The 15,085-nt window shown below is 58.7% G+C and carries 13 protein-coding genes; all 13 read right to left on the bottom strand.

Features of this window, described 5'->3' with window-relative positions; translation table 11 throughout:
• Nucleotides 1-7: 7 nt before the first annotated feature.
• The 13 genes from HBO05_RS22030 to HBO05_RS21970 all read right to left on the bottom strand — a co-directional run bounded on the left by HBO05_RS22030 (nt 8) and on the right by HBO05_RS21970 (nt 14,889).
• Nucleotides 8-934 carry an ABC transporter permease gene (locus HBO05_RS22030; protein ID WP_042558387.1) on the bottom strand — a complete coding sequence of 309 codons (927 nt, stop codon included), beginning with the start codon at nt 932-934 and terminating at the stop codon, nt 8-10.
• A complete protein-coding gene (locus tag HBO05_RS22025; protein ID WP_042558388.1) occupies nt 924-2,024 on the bottom strand; it encodes an ABC transporter permease in 1,101 nt (366 codons plus the stop codon). The genes HBO05_RS22030 and HBO05_RS22025 overlap by 11 nt, the downstream gene beginning before the upstream one ends.
• Nucleotides 2,021-3,538 carry an ABC transporter ATP-binding protein gene (locus HBO05_RS22020; RefSeq protein WP_042558389.1) on the bottom strand — a complete coding sequence of 506 codons (1,518 nt, stop codon included), beginning with the start codon at nt 3,536-3,538 and terminating at the stop codon, nt 2,021-2,023. Before HBO05_RS22020 ends, HBO05_RS22025 begins: the two co-directional genes overlap by 4 nt.
• Complete coding sequence (locus HBO05_RS22015; protein ID WP_162184574.1) at nt 3,538-4,545, bottom strand: BMP family protein; 1,008 nt, start codon at nt 4,543-4,545, stop codon at nt 3,538-3,540. Before HBO05_RS22015 ends, HBO05_RS22020 begins: the two co-directional genes overlap by 1 nt.
• Nucleotides 4,546-5,041: 496 nt before the next feature.
• Nucleotides 5,042-5,647: a cupin domain-containing protein gene (locus HBO05_RS22010; protein ID WP_042558390.1), complete on the bottom strand. Its 606-nt coding sequence runs from the start codon at nt 5,645-5,647 to the stop codon at nt 5,042-5,044.
• 82 nt (nt 5,648-5,729) lie between these two features.
• Nucleotides 5,730-6,440: an urea carboxylase-associated family protein gene (locus HBO05_RS22005; RefSeq protein WP_042558391.1), complete on the bottom strand. Its 711-nt coding sequence runs from the start codon at nt 6,438-6,440 to the stop codon at nt 5,730-5,732.
• Between the two features lie 16 nt (nt 6,441-6,456).
• Nucleotides 6,457-7,689, bottom strand: coding sequence for a M20 family metallo-hydrolase (locus HBO05_RS22000; protein ID WP_042558392.1), 1,233 nt, complete (start codon nt 7,687-7,689; stop codon nt 6,457-6,459).
• Nucleotides 7,686-8,492, bottom strand: coding sequence for an amino acid ABC transporter ATP-binding protein (locus HBO05_RS21995; RefSeq protein WP_042558393.1), 807 nt, complete (start codon nt 8,490-8,492; stop codon nt 7,686-7,688). The genes HBO05_RS22000 and HBO05_RS21995 overlap by 4 nt, the downstream gene beginning before the upstream one ends.
• Nucleotides 8,493-8,496: 4 nt before the next feature.
• Nucleotides 8,497-9,144: an amino acid ABC transporter permease gene (locus tag HBO05_RS21990; RefSeq protein WP_042558394.1), complete on the bottom strand. Its 648-nt coding sequence runs from the start codon at nt 9,142-9,144 to the stop codon at nt 8,497-8,499.
• A complete protein-coding gene (locus HBO05_RS21985) occupies nt 9,144-9,803 on the bottom strand; it encodes an amino acid ABC transporter permease (protein WP_131672230.1) in 660 nt (219 codons plus the stop codon). Before HBO05_RS21985 ends, HBO05_RS21990 begins: the two co-directional genes overlap by 1 nt.
• 7 nt (nt 9,804-9,810) lie before the next feature.
• Complete coding sequence (locus HBO05_RS21980; protein WP_042558395.1) at nt 9,811-10,659, bottom strand: transporter substrate-binding domain-containing protein; 849 nt, start codon at nt 10,657-10,659, stop codon at nt 9,811-9,813.
• An 889-nt stretch (nt 10,660-11,548) separates the two neighbouring features.
• On the bottom strand, nt 11,549-12,241 hold the full coding sequence (locus HBO05_RS21975; protein ID WP_169957394.1) for a response regulator: 693 nt from the start codon (nt 12,239-12,241) through the stop codon (nt 11,549-11,551).
• The gene (locus tag HBO05_RS21970; RefSeq protein ID WP_172314055.1) at nt 12,238-14,889 is read right to left on the bottom strand and encodes a sensor histidine kinase KdpD; all 2,652 of its coding nucleotides are present in this window, start codon (nt 14,887-14,889) and stop codon (nt 12,238-12,240) included. The genes HBO05_RS21975 and HBO05_RS21970 overlap by 4 nt, the downstream gene beginning before the upstream one ends.
• Nucleotides 14,890-15,085 lie beyond the last annotated feature (196 nt).

The following is a 15,085-nucleotide window of genomic DNA, read 5'->3' as shown; positions in this document are numbered from 1 at the left end:
CGAAATGCTATTTGCCACCGCGCTTGAAGTATTCACCTGCGGCGGCCGGAGGCCTGATCTTTCCGGCGAAGATCACCAGTGCGGCAATGGATGCGACATAAGGCAGCACCACGAACAGCTGATAGGGCACATCCGGATGACCAAATTGCAAACGCAGTTGCAGTGCATCGGCCAGGCCGAACAACAGACAGGCAGCTAGTGCGCCCACTGGATTCCATCGACCTAGAATCAATGCCGCCAGGGCAATGAAGCCTTTGCCCGCGCTCATGTGCTCGGTAAACATGAAGACTTGTGACAGCACCAAATAGCAGCCACCCAGTCCGGCGATCACACAAGAGCCCACAACGCTTAAAAAACGAATCCGGAATACGTTCAATCCGGCGCTATCGGCGGCTCTTGGATACTCACCGGTGGCGCGCAGGTTCAGGCCCCACGAAGTGCGGAATAGAAGCCACCAGGCAAGTGGCACCAGGCCGTATAGCAGATAGACAAGTAAATTCTGCTGGAACAGAATATCGCCGATCACCGGGATCGACGCCAGCCCCGGAACAGGCAATGTCGTGAAGCCCGGCAACAATGCTGAAGCAGCTTGCTCGCTGAACGCCATGCGTGCGAAGAAAGAGGTCATGCCAATGACCAGCATGTTGATGGCGATACCCGCAACCATTTGGTTGATTGCCAGGCGCACCGTCATGGTTGCCAATAGCAGTCCGACCAGTCCCGCCGCAAGTAATCCACCCAGCAAACCTCCCCACACGCTTTGCAGGAAAAACGCACCTAGAGCCGCACCGAACGCGCCGCCCAGGACGCTGCCCTCCAGCGCCAGGTTGAACACCCCGGCACGTTCACACCAGATGCCGCCCAATGCCGCGAAAATTAGCGGGACGGCGAGGCGCAGTCCGGTGGCAAGAATATCCAGATAACTAGCGTCCATCGGTCAAACCCTCCGCTGTGTTTTGCTGGTTCGGGATGCTGGCCGTTTTCGCCAACGGGTTATTCCGCTTTTGCAGGTTTAATTTCCAGATCAGCCCGGCGGCGACAAAGATCACGATCAGCCCGCGCAATGCTTCTATCGCTGTCACATCTAGGCCGATGGCGCGTTGCATGTACTGCGCGCCAGTGCTCAGGCCTGCCAGGAAAAACGCCGAAAATGTCGCCAGCAAAGGATTCAGGCTGGCCATAAAGGCAACCACGATGCCGTCGTAGCCATAGCCGGGGCTGAACAGGTGATACAACCGGTATTTGACCCCGAGTACTTCTATCGCCCCCGCCAAGCCAGCGATGGCGCCACCTGCGATCATGCTGCCGATCAGGTTGCGGTTCACGGACATACCAGCGTAGCGCGCGGCTTGCGGGCTTTTGCCTACCGCCGTCATTGAAAAGCCGATGGTGGTGTATTTGAAGACGACAAAGGTCATCAAGCTCAAGAGCGCCGCAATCAGCACACCGATGTGAGTGTCAGTGTCCGACAGCAGCAGAGGCAGCCATAAGTCTTCGCTGATTTCTGCTGAGTAAGGGTAGGGCGCGCCTTCCTGCATCATTGGACCGCCTGCGAAATAGCTGACGATATTGATCGCCACGTAGTTCATCAGCAGCGTCACGATGACTTCATTGATGCCGCGTTTTGCCCTTAGATACCCTGGAATCGAGCCCCACAGGCCACCGCCCAGCATGCCTGCCAGCAGGCACAGCAGCACATGCAGCATCGCAGGCATCTGCGGCAGATACAGCGCGACGGCTGCCGCTGCCAGTCCACCGATATAGATCTGCCCCTCGGCACCGACATTGAGCAGCCCGCAACGCATGGGAATGATCACCGCAAGCCCGGCGAGCAGCATCGGGCACATTTTGACCAGGGTATCGGCCAGGCCGTGATAGTCGAAAAAGGCTCCTTTAAACAACGCTTGATAAGCAGCCATGGGATTTTTGCCAGCCGCTACGATGAGCAGCGAACCCAGGGCAAAGGCTGCAAGCACCGCCCAGACCATTCGCAGGCGATGCAGCCAGCGCCAGACTTCATTCATGACAAAACCTCTTGTGAAGCCGTGCTGGTCATCAGTGAACCAATCAGGTCCGCTGTGGCGTCGGCGCGATTCAGTACACCCGTCAGATGACCTGCGCACATCACGCCAATACGATCAGAAATCGCCATGACTTCTTCCAGCTCCGTCGATATGTAAAGCACCGCTTTGCCCGCTTGCCGCTGTTCGCGCACGACCCCTTGCACGGCTTCGATAGCACCGACATCCAAGCCTTTGCACGGCTGCATGACGATTAGCAGATCAGGGTCGCATTCGACTTCCCGGGCAAAAATCAGCTTTTGCTGGTTGCCTCCTGAGAGGAACCGTACTTGCTGGTCAACCGAGTGCATGCGCACGTCGTATCGGGAGCACCAGTCTTTGGTGATCTCCCGCGCGCGTTTTGTTTTGAGCAGGGCGAAACGCGAAAACGGTGAGCGTCGGTGATCGCGCAGCATGGCGTTTTCCCACAGCGTGAAATCCAGTACCAGCCCGGTGCTGTGGCGATCTTCGGGAACATAGCCGACCCTGAACCGTTTACGGCGGCTGGCGACATCGTGGCCAAGCATCGACTGGCCGCGCATGTAGACTTCCCCGGATTGCGCATGGCGCATTCCGGCGATCGTATCCGCAAGCTCCGCCTGGCCGTTGCCGTCAACGCCGACAATACCCAGCACTTCCCCCGCTCGAATCTCGAAGCTGACAGAATTCAACGCCTGAATGCCGCGATCATTATTGGCCGACAAAGCTCGTACCTTGAGCACAACCGGGCCCTGTACAACCATGGGAAGCTCAACGGGCTGGGCCAATTCACGGCCGACCATCAACCGGGAAATTTCCTGTGGCGTGCTTTCACTGACCTGAGCGTGTCCGACGACATTGCCCCGGCGCAGTACCGTCACCCGATCACAAACCCGAAACACCTCATCGAGCTTGTGCGTGATGAACAACATGGTTTTGCCCATCGAGCGCAGGTTATCCAGAATTTGTAGAAATGCGTCGATCTCGGTAGGGGCCAGAACGCTGGTGGGTTCATCCAGAATCAGCACTTCCACGTCCCGATACAGCGCCTTGAGGATTTCCACCCGCTGACGCATGCCTATCGGAAGTTGCCAGATCAGGCGATCAGGATCGACATTCAGGCCGACCTGAGCGCTCAGTTCTATCAGCTTGCGACGGTGATCAGTGAGTTTCAGCCGCAGGCCGCCCGGCAGGCCGAGGACGACGTTCTCCAGAACGCTCAGGTTATCCACCAGCATGAAATGCTGGTGGATCATGCCAATACCATCGGACAGGGCCTGACGGGGCGAGTCGATTGACAGCTCCCTACCATCAAGGCGAACCACACCGGAGTCCGGTTGGTAAAAGCCGTAGAGGATGTTCATCAGTGTGGTTTTACCCGCACCATTCTCACCCAACAGCGCATGGATACTGCCTTTGCTTACTCCCAGAGTGACGTCCTTCAGGGCCGTGAAGTCGCCGAATCGCTTGCCGATTCCCTCCAGTTGTAAATAGCTCATCAGGGTTTTACCGCCGCCGCGACTGCTGGCTGGCTGGCATTGCGCTGCTTGATGGTCTCGATCAATGCCGCGGCATCGGTCCTGGTCTGCTCGGATACTGCTTTGCCGTAGCTACCGAGGCGGAAGGCTTTGGGCGTTTCAAAGCCGTACACATAAGACTTGCCGCCCAGCGACGAGCTTTGCGCCTGAGTAAGCACCGTCAGCAGCGCACCGCGCATATCTAGCACGGCTGATTGCAGCAGGTTATCCGGCCAGTCACTCAACGCATCGTAGTAAATTCCGAACCCCTGTTTGTTCTCCTGACGGACTGCTTGCAGACTGCCAAGTACAGCGTTATCCATGGTTGGGAACACCACATCGGCTTTCTGCCCAATTAGATTCAAGGCCGCTTCTTTGCCTTTGGCCAGGTCATCCCAGTCGTTGGTCCATGCACTCAGGACCTGGCCCTGTGGTCGGGCGGCCTTGAAGCCTTCGACGAAACCGTCGTTGAGGTCGGAGTACGCTTTGATTTTTTGCGCACCGACAAAACCACCCACTCCGCTCAACGACGTTTTGCCGCCGATGTAGCCAATGACATAACCCATGTCCTTCATATCGAACGCCAGCGTCGAGACATTGCCGCCGCTTTTGGTGCCGTTTACCACCAGGAACTGGGTCTTGCTGTTGCGTTTGGCAACCCGGTCCACTGAATCCTGAAACTCGCCCCCATAACCAATCACCACGTCATAGCCGCGTCGGGCGTAGTCTGCCAAGGCTTGAGCCTGGTCTGGTTGCGGGACCTTTTCGCTGTAGGCCACATCTATCTTCAGTGCGTCGCGTGCCTGAATTACACCCTCATAACCGGACTGGTTGAAGGAACGGTCGGTGATGTTGCCGGCTAGCACAATGGCAACTTTCAACGGATCCGCAGCCACTGTCCCCGCGTAGGCACACGAGAAGGAGAGGGTGGTTATCGCTGCAATGCGAGCGAGCAAAGTGAAGCGAGTCGTGACGCTGGATTGGGTCATACGGTCCCCTGATTATAGTGGCTTACATTTAATTCAAGTTACTTGAATAATGTGAAAGCAATGTTCATGCCTGATTCGGAGGCACGATCTATTGCCCTGTAGCACCACAAAACCAAGGTCTTTCGCCAACCTGAATTGCGCCGGATTGAGGCGTCTGGGCGTAGGCTGCACTAATAGAAGACGGTGGCAGGATATTTATTCAAGGTGCTTGATGAATATTGTTGGTTCTGACGTTAAAGGCGCGTTGAGGGCGTTGTGGCCGGATGATTTGTCACCGATCCTGACATCGCCTACAGCACCGCAAATGCAACACCTGTATGAGCCAACGGCGTTGCGAGGCGGCGTGCTGACACTACTTTGCCAAAAAGGCTGCGCTCCCGATTTTCTCTGCAGATATGCATTTCAAATCAGAGCGGCGCATGTTGCGGGGTGGTGGGCGCTGCTGTCAGCGGCGGTGTCGACGAGGCGGACGTTGCCAAGTACCGAAAGCAGTTTGTTAGAAGGTAGCGGGCGTGTTGATCCAAAGTATGCGAACGACACTCTTGGTCGAGTTGCGATAGCCATGGGGTACGTTGCTGGGGAAGTGAAAGGAGTCGCCAGCATTCAGCGTGTAGGTGGTCTCGCCGAGAGTCAGGTCGAGGCTTCCCTCGATCACGTAACCCATCTCTTCACCAGCATGCTCGATCATGTCGCTGACCATGCCAGGGGAAACGATATGAATATCGCCTTGCAGCAGCCCGCCTTTTTGCAGATGGGTGATGCGTTCCAGATCGATATAGCCCTTGGCGGTGCCTTGTGCGAAACGACTCACTTGTCGACCGCCGGCGCGCAGCACGGGCTCTTCAGACTCCCAGTCTTCGGATGTCAGCTCGGACACGTTGCTGCCTAGCGCGAGTGCCAGGCGGTGCAGCATGGCCAGTGAAGGCGATGCGGCGTCGTTTTCCAGCTTGGAAATTAGGCTTTCGGAGCAGTTGGCAGCCTGGGCAACTTGCTTGAGAGTTAAGCCTGCCACCTTACGCGCATGGCGAAGGCGAACGCTCAAACTCGGCAGGGCATCGGAATGCTGGGATTTGGCTACTGGCGTTTTGCTGGGTGTGGACATGCATCCCTCGAAAAGTTTGTACGAAGTGAGCGACAGGCATCCTAGGGTTACGGGAGCCTGTCGTCTACTGGGGTACTGAAGATCAGCCGTGAACCGAGAAGGTAACTTCCACCGGGTTAAGGTCATTGATAGGCACAATGTCCTGAGGGCAGGCTGACATCACCACGATAACGTCCATGTCTGCACGGATTTCAACGTAGTCCCCGGCTGTGGATACCGGCGGCAGCCATTCAACAGTGTAATCAGGCTTGACCGGAATGTTCATCCACAGATTGAAAGGCTGCGGAACTTCATGGGAGCGCAGACCAATAGCCTGCAAGGCCAGACGCATGTTATCCGCGCAGCTGTCGTGATAACCCTCGACTCCCAGGTTGGTGTAGCGGTGCAGGTCACACGCAGCCATCAAGGTGTCGTGAATGCCGGGTGAGGTGTCGGTCAACAAGGTACCGATCGTGCGGCGGCGGTTACTGAACAGCGCGTCGCCAGTCTTGGGAATGATGCTGTTGCAATGCGCGCGAGCATGTTCCATCGATAGGAATTCGCTCATGTCTTCGCTGTTGAACAACCAGGTGTCACATACCTGGGTGCCGTGAGTGTTGACGATTTTGATGACCTGGCCAGCTTTCAGGCGGACGGCGCGGCCACAACGGGCAGGCACTGTGTAACTTTCGCCCAGGACTGGAGTGCCATCGGCCGAGATCGGTTCTTTCAACGTGGCGTTGATGCCCAGCGAGGAGCCATTGTCGGGCTGGCAGCAGGCCGGATAGTCGTGGCTATGGGTAATATTGGTCATATGAGTTCCTATGGGTTCAGGGTTGTTCTGCAAGTGCAACCAGGCTCCAGGCCAATGCCTGGGCGCCTGCTTTCAATTGCGCGGGATCTGTGAATTCCTTCGGGTTGTGGCTTATGCCGTCCCGGCTGGGTACAAAAAGCATTGCTGTCGGACAGTGCCCGGCCAGATACATGGCGTCGTGGAAGGCGCCAGAACGTATCGATTGCCAAGTCAGTCCTGTGGCGTCGCAGGCGTTCTCCAACACATTGATGACCTGATGATCGAACGCGGTCGGGCTGTGGCTGAACAGGCTGGTCAGTTCGGCGTCGGCAGGCAGGCAGGCACTGAGGGCATTATCGAAGGCTTCGAGTACAGCCGGATCGGCGTGGCGGAAGTCGATGCTGAAGGTTGCTTCACCGGCAATCGTGTTGATTGCATTGGGCGAGACGTTCCAGCGTCCGAATGTCAGGCGCTTGTCGTCACCGGCAAGTTGTTCGGCCAGCGCGTCGATGCGGCCGAGGGATTCCATGGCGAGCAACAACGCATCGCGCCGCATGTGCGTCGGCGTGGTTCCTGCGTGTGCCGAAGCACCCTTGCAGCGCACTTGATACCAGCGCACGCCCTGAATACCCGAAACCACTCCCAGCGGGACATTGGCTTGCTCCAATATCGGGCCTTGCTCAATGTGCAACTCGACAAAGGCGTGTGTGGCGATTTTTTCGCGCTGTGGCAGTTCGGCAAAGCGCAGGGCGTGAGCGTCCAGTGCCTCTCCTACCGAGATACCCGCAGCGTCAAGGTTGTTTCGATAAGTCTCCAGTCGCGCCGGGTCTACGTAGGCGCTGGAGCCCATCGCTCCTGGACTGAAGCGGCTGCCTTCTTCGTTAGTCCAGACCACCACTTCGATCGGGCGACGGGTGCTGACGTTGAGTTCTGCCAACGCATACAGACATTCAAGCCCGGCCATCACCCCGTAACAGCCGTCAAGCTTCCCGCCTGTGGGTTGGGTGTCGACGTGGCTCCCGGTCATCACTGGCGTTAAGTCCTCACGGCCTTCGCGGCGTATGAACAGGTTGGCGCTGGCGTCGGTCCACACTTTGCAGTCCAGTTTTCGGGCTTCTTCAATCAGCCAGGCGCGGGCCAGGAAGTCTTCTTCGGACAACGCCTGACGGTTCATTCCGCCATCGATGCCGGGCCCGAAGGTTGCCAGGGTCTCCAACAAACGCTGCAGTCGTTCCGATGAAACGGCCTGCATCACTTGATCGGCAATCATGGGGTCACCTGCACGCGTGGAGTGAGGCTGCGGTTAAACCAGGGGCTGAGAAACTGCTGTAAGCGTTCCGTCTTTGGTGCCTGAAACAGTGCCTGCGGAGTACCGGTTTCAATAATTTTTCCTGCTTCCATAAACACTACCTGACTGGATATCTGTGCAGCGAAGCTCATTTCATGGGTCACCATCACCATGGTCATGCCATCGTTCGCAAGGCTGCGAATGACCTGCAGTACTTCCTCGACCAATTCCGGGTCCAGCGCCGAGGTCGGTTCGTCGAGCAGCATCAACCGCGGTTTTACTGCCAGTGCCCGGGCAATGCCGACGCGTTGCTGCTGTCCGCCGGAGAGGCGAGCGGGGTACGCATCCGCCTTGGCGCTCAGGCCGACCCGTGCCAGTGCCTGATCAGCCAGGTTGCGCGCCTCGGCCTTGGCGATTTTCTTGCCGAGTACCAAAGGCGCCATGACGTTGTCGCGCACGGTCATGTGCGGCCACAGATTGAATTGCTGGAACACCATGGACAGCGGGTTGCGCACCTCATCGATCTTGGCTTCGCTGTCGCGGTCGGCTTCACGTCTGCCCGGTCCGCTATAGCCCAGCAGTTGACCATCGATCCATATCTCTCCCTCGTCATAGCGCTCAAGGAAATTCATACAGCGCAGGGCGGTGGTTTTTCCTGATCCTGAAGGCCCGATCAAAGACACGATTTCACCGGCTTGTACGCTCAGGTCAAACTCACTGAGCACACGGTGCGAGCCATAGGATTTGCCAACGCCACGCAAGTTGAGAAGCGGAAGGGTATTCATCTGTTCAGCCTCGTAGATGGCGTGTCATGCGCCGCCCCAGTGCGCTGGCTACAGCTGCGACCGACGAGGTCAGCAGCCAGTAGCTCAACACCAGCAGGGCATACGGCAATACGTAGGAAAAGGTGGTGGATACGATGCGTCCGGCAGTCATGGTCAGTTCTGGCACGGTAATAATCGAGGTGACGGCGCTTTCCTTGATGGTCAGGATCACCTGATTGCCCAATAGCGGGAGGGCGAATGCCAGCGCTTGCGGCGCTTGTATGTGCCAGAACACCCGGCTGCGCGAAATGCCATGCACCCGCGCTGCTTCTACTTGACCGTTGGGCACACTGGCCCAGGCAGAGCGGAACAGCTCAGCAAAATAAGCAGCGCTGTATAAGGCCAGCGAGAGGATGCTTGCCTCGACGGCTTCCAGCCGTAGACCGATGACTGGCAGCCCGAAATAAATAATCGCGAGTTGGGCGAGAAAAGGTGTTCCGCGAATAAGCCACACGTAAACGCGATAGATCGCTACAAATCCTGGGGCCGCCATGCGCAAGGCGTTGATCCCGAATCCCAGCAGTAAGCCCATGGCAGCGGCAGTCAGGCTAATACCCAGCGTGACAAGCAGTGCATTGGCGAAATCCGGGAGATAACTCAATAATTCTTGCATCACTTGAGCTCCTTCCAGCGACGTTCCAGCAGGCTGCCGAGCACGCTCAACAGGCTTGTCAGCACGAGATAAAACAAGCCCGCCACCAGATACACCTCAAGCGGGCGGTAAGTCTGCGAAACCAGCTGCTGGCTGACGCGCATCAAATCAGTGATGGAAATGACCGAAACCACGGCTGAAACCTTGATCACATCGATCAACTCGGAGATCAGCGCGGGTGAGGTGAGGCGCAACACTTGTGGCAGTTGGATATGAAAAAGCGTGTTGTATTTGCCGATGGCAAACACGGCCGCCGCTTCCATCTGGCCCTTGGGGATTGCGGCGAAACCGCTGCTCAGAATCTGCGACTGATAAGCCGCCGTGTTCAGCGCTAGGGCTACAGCAGCAGCCACCATGGGTGGCACATCCAGGCCCAGGGCTGATGGGAGATAGAACAGAAGCAGCAGCTGCGCCAGCATGGGCGTGCCACGAAAGAAACTGACATACACCCGGGTGAATGCTCTGCCGGCAGGGCTGCGACCATTGGCAATCAGATGAATTACTACGCCGAGAATGAAACCCAGCAGCATGCCGATGGCGCACAACCACAATGTGGTTGTTGCACCGTCGATCAAGGCAGGCCAATAGAGCGCGAGACGGCTGCTGAAATCATTCATCATCAGCGGCTCAGATGCTCGGTACTGGCATGGCATCAGCAGGCAAGTCCATGGTGAAACCAAACCACTTATCTTGCAGCGTCTTTAAGGTGCCATCTTTTCCTGCACGGGCAATGCCCTCGCTAAATAGCTTCACCAGGCTTGCGCTGTCAGCATCCTTGCGACCGACCCAGCCGAAATACGTCACTGGACCCACCATCTCCGGCAGCGTTGTGAAAAGCCCCGGACGAGCTTTCATCAATGGGCCTAGGTTGGAAAGCGACTGTGCCACGCCATCGAGACGACCATTGGCCAGATCCGCATAAGCTTCATCGAAGCTCACATACTCTTTGATCCGCTTGAGGCCCGGTTGGCCTTCAGCTTTGAGCTTGGTGTCCAGTGCTTGTAGCACTGCCAGCTGGCCGGAACCTGCCTGAGAGCCAATCACCCGACCGTTCAAGTCGGTCAATGCCTTGATATTGTTATCGTCGGCGCGCTTGAGCAATGCAACGGTGGACTCGGCAATGGGGACGGTAAAGGCGAATTGCTCAAAACGCGCTTTATTGACTGTCACTGATGTCACGACGAAGTCGAATTTACGGGTATCCAAGCCTGGCAAAATCCCCTGGAACGGTAGATCGAGCTGGCGCACCTTAACGCCGGGCAAGTCAGCATCCAGTACGTAATGCATCAGGTCTGCGCCATAGCCGACAATCTTGCCATTTTCTACCGACTCGAACGGCGCGAAACGCGCCTCGGTGGCAACGACTATCTCGTTTTTCTGCTTGATGCGCTGCAGCAAATCGTCTGCGTGCGCTAGAGAAATACTGCACAGCGTGACGAGCGACAGCGAGAGTGCTTTTAGAGTGAAACGCGTCATTGGTATTCCCCTTGAATTCCTCAAATTGTTATTCAAGTAACTTGAATATTAATACAAGAGCATGAAGCGTGCCAGGAGGTAGCTTGCGCGAATAGGGGCGTAGGAGAGGATGGGAAGTCGGGAGAGGTGCGCTAATTGCGTGCGATAGCAGGTGTTACGCATTGATGTGGTGCGCAGTGTGTGGGTGGTGTCTGTAGTGCTTGGATGTGCCGACGCTGCTCGGGTGCTTGTTCGTGGGGCGGGGGAAAAAACGCAGTGCTTACATATGTCCTAACGAGTAACTATTCAGAGCTCGAAAGCAGTCGGTCACTAATGGCAGCTTTGGTCAGCTTGAACGCCTTGGCACGCTTTGCAGGGTTGGCGAGAGCCGGAAGTTTGAACTCTGAGACGGCAGGCTACGATTGCGAGGCATTCGATTGAAACCGAACGCATGATCATTGACCTACAGTGATTAGCACGGAATGTCCGCAATTGGCCGATTTCTGGCTTTAGTCAACTGCTTTACGTAGAGCCGCAGCAACGGTAATGGGCAATGCTACATCTGGCTGGGATCAGTCGACCACTACATAGCGACTGGGTTCCGGCTCCGAGGTTTTGACGTTACCAAGACGTATCAGGTGCTCGCGAACGTCAAGCTGGTCCAAAGTAATCTATTCGGGCCATTCAGAGAGTCGCTGAGCATCGTAATTCCCAACTTAAAATAATGAGTACATAATCAAGTCCATCAGCGGTATGCTGAGCGACAGAAAGCTGAAGCTTTCAATGATTTAGAGGATGAGTTATGATCCCGTCCGCTGCGCCATATTCGGTTACCTGGAATGCTGAACGCCAGGTCACCCCGCAAAGCCCGCTCAATGAGCGGGCTTTTTTGTGCCCGGGATTTGCGGTTCTACAACCCCACCAACCGGTAGCCCACCTGCAGTTCGGTAATGAAGTACTGCGGCTGTGCCGGATCCACCTCCAGCTTTTGCCGCAGATGCGCCATATGCACCCGCAGATAGTGGGCGCGGTCGACGTAATCCAGGCCCCACACTTCCAGCAGCAGTTGCCGGTGCGTCAGTACGCGGTTCTGGCCGCGAACCATGGCGCAGAGCAGGCGGTACTCGATGGGCGTCAAGTGCACCGGTTGGCCTGAGCGCCACACTTGGTGGGTCGCCAGGTCCACTGCAATCTCGCCAAACGCCACCTTGCTGGTGGCTACCACCGTGCCGGTGTGCCCGTGCCGGCGCAGTTGGGCGCGGATACGCGCGAGCAACTCGGGCACGCCAAACGGCTTGGTCAGGTAGTCATCGGCGCCCGCGTCCAGGGCGGCGACTTTTTCTTCTTCACGGTCACGCGCCGACAGCACCAGGATCGGCACCGCCAGCCAGCCGCGCAGTTCGCTGATCAGTTGCTTGCCATCGCTGTCCGGCAAGCCAAGGTCGACAATCACCAGGTCCGGCTGACGGCTGGCGGCATGAATCAGCCCACGTTTGACGCTGTCGGCCTCGAACACCTGAAAGCCTTCGTCTTGCAGGGCAATGCGCACAAAGCGGCGGATATTGGCCTCGTCTTCAACAATCAGGATGCGTGCAGTGCTCATAAGGGTTCCATGGCAGGCGGGGTGCCTGCGGGTAGCGTGATGGTGAAATGCATGCCGCCCGTGCGGCCGGGGTTGGCCTGGATGCGCCCGCCGTGGGCCTCGACGATGCGCTTGACCAGCGCCAGGCCCAGGCCGATGCCGGCCACCGACGATTCCTGCTGGCCGCGCGTGAAGGGCTCGAACAGATTGGTCGGCGCGCGACCGGGGCCGGTGTCGCTGACCTCAAGCACAATCTGCTCGCCGGCCTGGCTGGCGGCCACGCTGATGGTGGTGCCCGGCGGGGTGTACTTGGCGGCGTTGTCCAGCAGGTTGACCAGCACCCGCTCGATCAGCAGCCCATCGACTTCCACCAGCGGCAACTGTGCGTCGAGCGTGGTGTGTACGCGGTGGTGCGCCAGTGGTTCACGCAATTGGCGCAGGGCGCTGCCGACGATTTCTTCCAGGGAGTGCCATTGGCGGTTCAGGCGCACACCGCGCTCTTGCAGGCGCGCCATGTCCAACAGGTTTTCGATCAGGCGCTGCATGGATATGGCCTGTTCGTGGATGCCATGCAGCAGCTCGTTCAGTGGCCCCGCCGGGGCGTGGGGCAGGGCGGTCTCGGCGGCGCCGATCAGGGTGGTCAGCGGCGTGCGCAGGTCATGGGAGATTGCCGCGAGCAGGGTGTTGCGCATTTTCTCGCCTTCCATCTGCACCAGGGTGCTTTGTGCCACTTCAACGAAATGCACGCGCTCCAGGGCAATCGCCAGTTGGCTCATGCAGGCTTCCAGCAGGCGACGTTCTTGCGGGTCGTTCAAGCGATCGCGTTGGGCCAGTTCCAGCACCAGCACGCCGCGCACGCGCATCGGCGCCTTGAGTGGCCAGTAACAGCCCTTGGCCGCCGACAAAGTGTCGGTGCCGTGGCCAGCGGGGTGGCCGTGGTCGTATGCCCATTGCGCGATGCTGTCGTCGATCGGCAGCCCAGCGGCGCTCACGCTGTGGACGCCATTGGCGGCGTCGGGCAGGGCCAGGCCGACCCGTGCTTCGAAGACGCCACTGAAGGTGCGCAGCGCGACTTCACTGATTTGCTCCACCGTCAGCGCCGCCGACAGGTCGCGGGCCAGGCGCGCCAGGGAGGTCGCGCGGCGTTCCCGTGCGGCGGCGGTGCGCGCTTCGTGGCGCAGGCGCGCGGTGAGTTGGCCGGTGATCAGGGCGATGCCGAGCATCAAGGCAAAGGTGAAGAAGTACTGGGTGTCGTTGACCGTGAATGAGTAGCGTGGCTGGACGAAAAAGAAGTCAAAACACAGCACCGCGAGCATCGCTGCCCACACGCCGGGGCCGCGTCCAAAGCGCAGCGCTACCAGCACCACCGTGAGCAAAAACAGCATGACCACGTTGGCCAGGTCGAACACTTGCAACAGCAGTGCGGCCACGGCGCTGGCCGCGAAACAGGCCAGGCTGGCCCAGAGATAGGCCAATCGCGTACCGGGCAATGTTGCTGTTTTTTCGGGCACGGCAGGCGTGCCCGGCAGCAGGCCGTGGGCCATCACGATCTGGTCGATTTGCGGGTGGTGGCGGCTGATCCGATCGCTGACCGACTGATGCCAGAACTGCCACCGGCGGCGCGGATGATGGCCGAGTACCAGGCGACTGGCGTTGTGCTCACGGGCACAGGCCACCAGCGCTTCGGCGACGTCCATGCCCGGCAGCGTGGCGGTATCGGCGCCGAACTCTTCGGCCAGGGCCAGGGTTTTCATCGCGCTCGAGTAGCGCCTGGCGCCGCGCGCCTGGGCCGAGGCCACGTGCACGACAATCCAGTCGGCCTCCAGTTTTTGCGCCAGGCGCGCCGCTTCACGCACCAGGCGTTCATCGCCGGCATCCCCGGCCACGCCGACCAACAGCCGTTCGCGGGCCGGCCACAGGGTCTTGATCGACTGTTCGCGGCGGTACACGCGCATCTGCGTGTCGACCCGGTCGGCCGTGCGCCGCAGGGCCAGCTCGCGCAGCGCCAACAGGTTGCCCTTGCGGAAAAAATGCTCAGACGCGCGTGCCGCCGCCGGGCCCAGGTACACCTTGCCGTCCTTGAGGCGTTGCAGCAGATCGTCGGGCGGCAGGTCGATCACCACCACTTCGTGGGCGTTATCGAACACATGGTCGGGCACCGTTTCACGCACACGTATGCCGATGATCCCGCTGACCAGGTCATTCAGGCTTTCCAGGTGCTGCACATTGAGGGTGGTCCACACGTCGATGCCGGCGCTGAGCAGTTCTTCCACGTCTTGCCAGCGTTTGGGGTGGCGTGAGCCGGGCACGTTGCTGTGGGCCAGTTCGTCCACCAGTAACACGCCAGGATGGCGCAAGAGGGCGGCGTCGAGGTCAAATTCGCTGAGGGCGAATTCACGGTGCAGGTGCTGGGCGCGAGGCAGTTGTTCGAGGCCGTGGAGCAGCTCGGCGGTGTCCTGGCGGCCGTGGGTTTCCACCACGCCGGCCAGTACGTCACGGCCACGGCCAGTTTCGCGGCGCGCCGCTTCGAGCATCGCACAGGTCTTGCCGACCCCGGCGTTGGAGCCAAAGTAGATACGCAATTTGCCGCGCAAGGCGGCCTGTTCTTCTTGTTGGACCCGAGCGAGCAGGGCGTCGGGGTCGGGGCGTGCGTTGTTTAAGGCGGGCATGTCATTCCTGGTCAATGCGGTTCAAGTGTGGGAGCGGGCTTGCCTTAATGGCAGTCAGTCAAGCGCAGATCCCCTGTGGGAGCGGGCTTGCTCGCGAAAGCAGTGGGTCAGTCAACATCAATGTCTGCTGGGCCGACGTCTTCGCGGCGATGCGGCGATCCGACAAGCCCGCTCCCACATTTGATCTTCACCGCTT

It is taken from the genome of Pseudomonas sp. WS 5079, from assembly GCF_012985465.1.
GTDB lineage: Bacteria > Pseudomonadota > Gammaproteobacteria > Pseudomonadales > Pseudomonadaceae > Aquipseudomonas.
The sequence above is the reverse complement of the archived record's forward strand: the minus strand, read 5'-3'. Positions and strand labels throughout refer to the sequence as shown.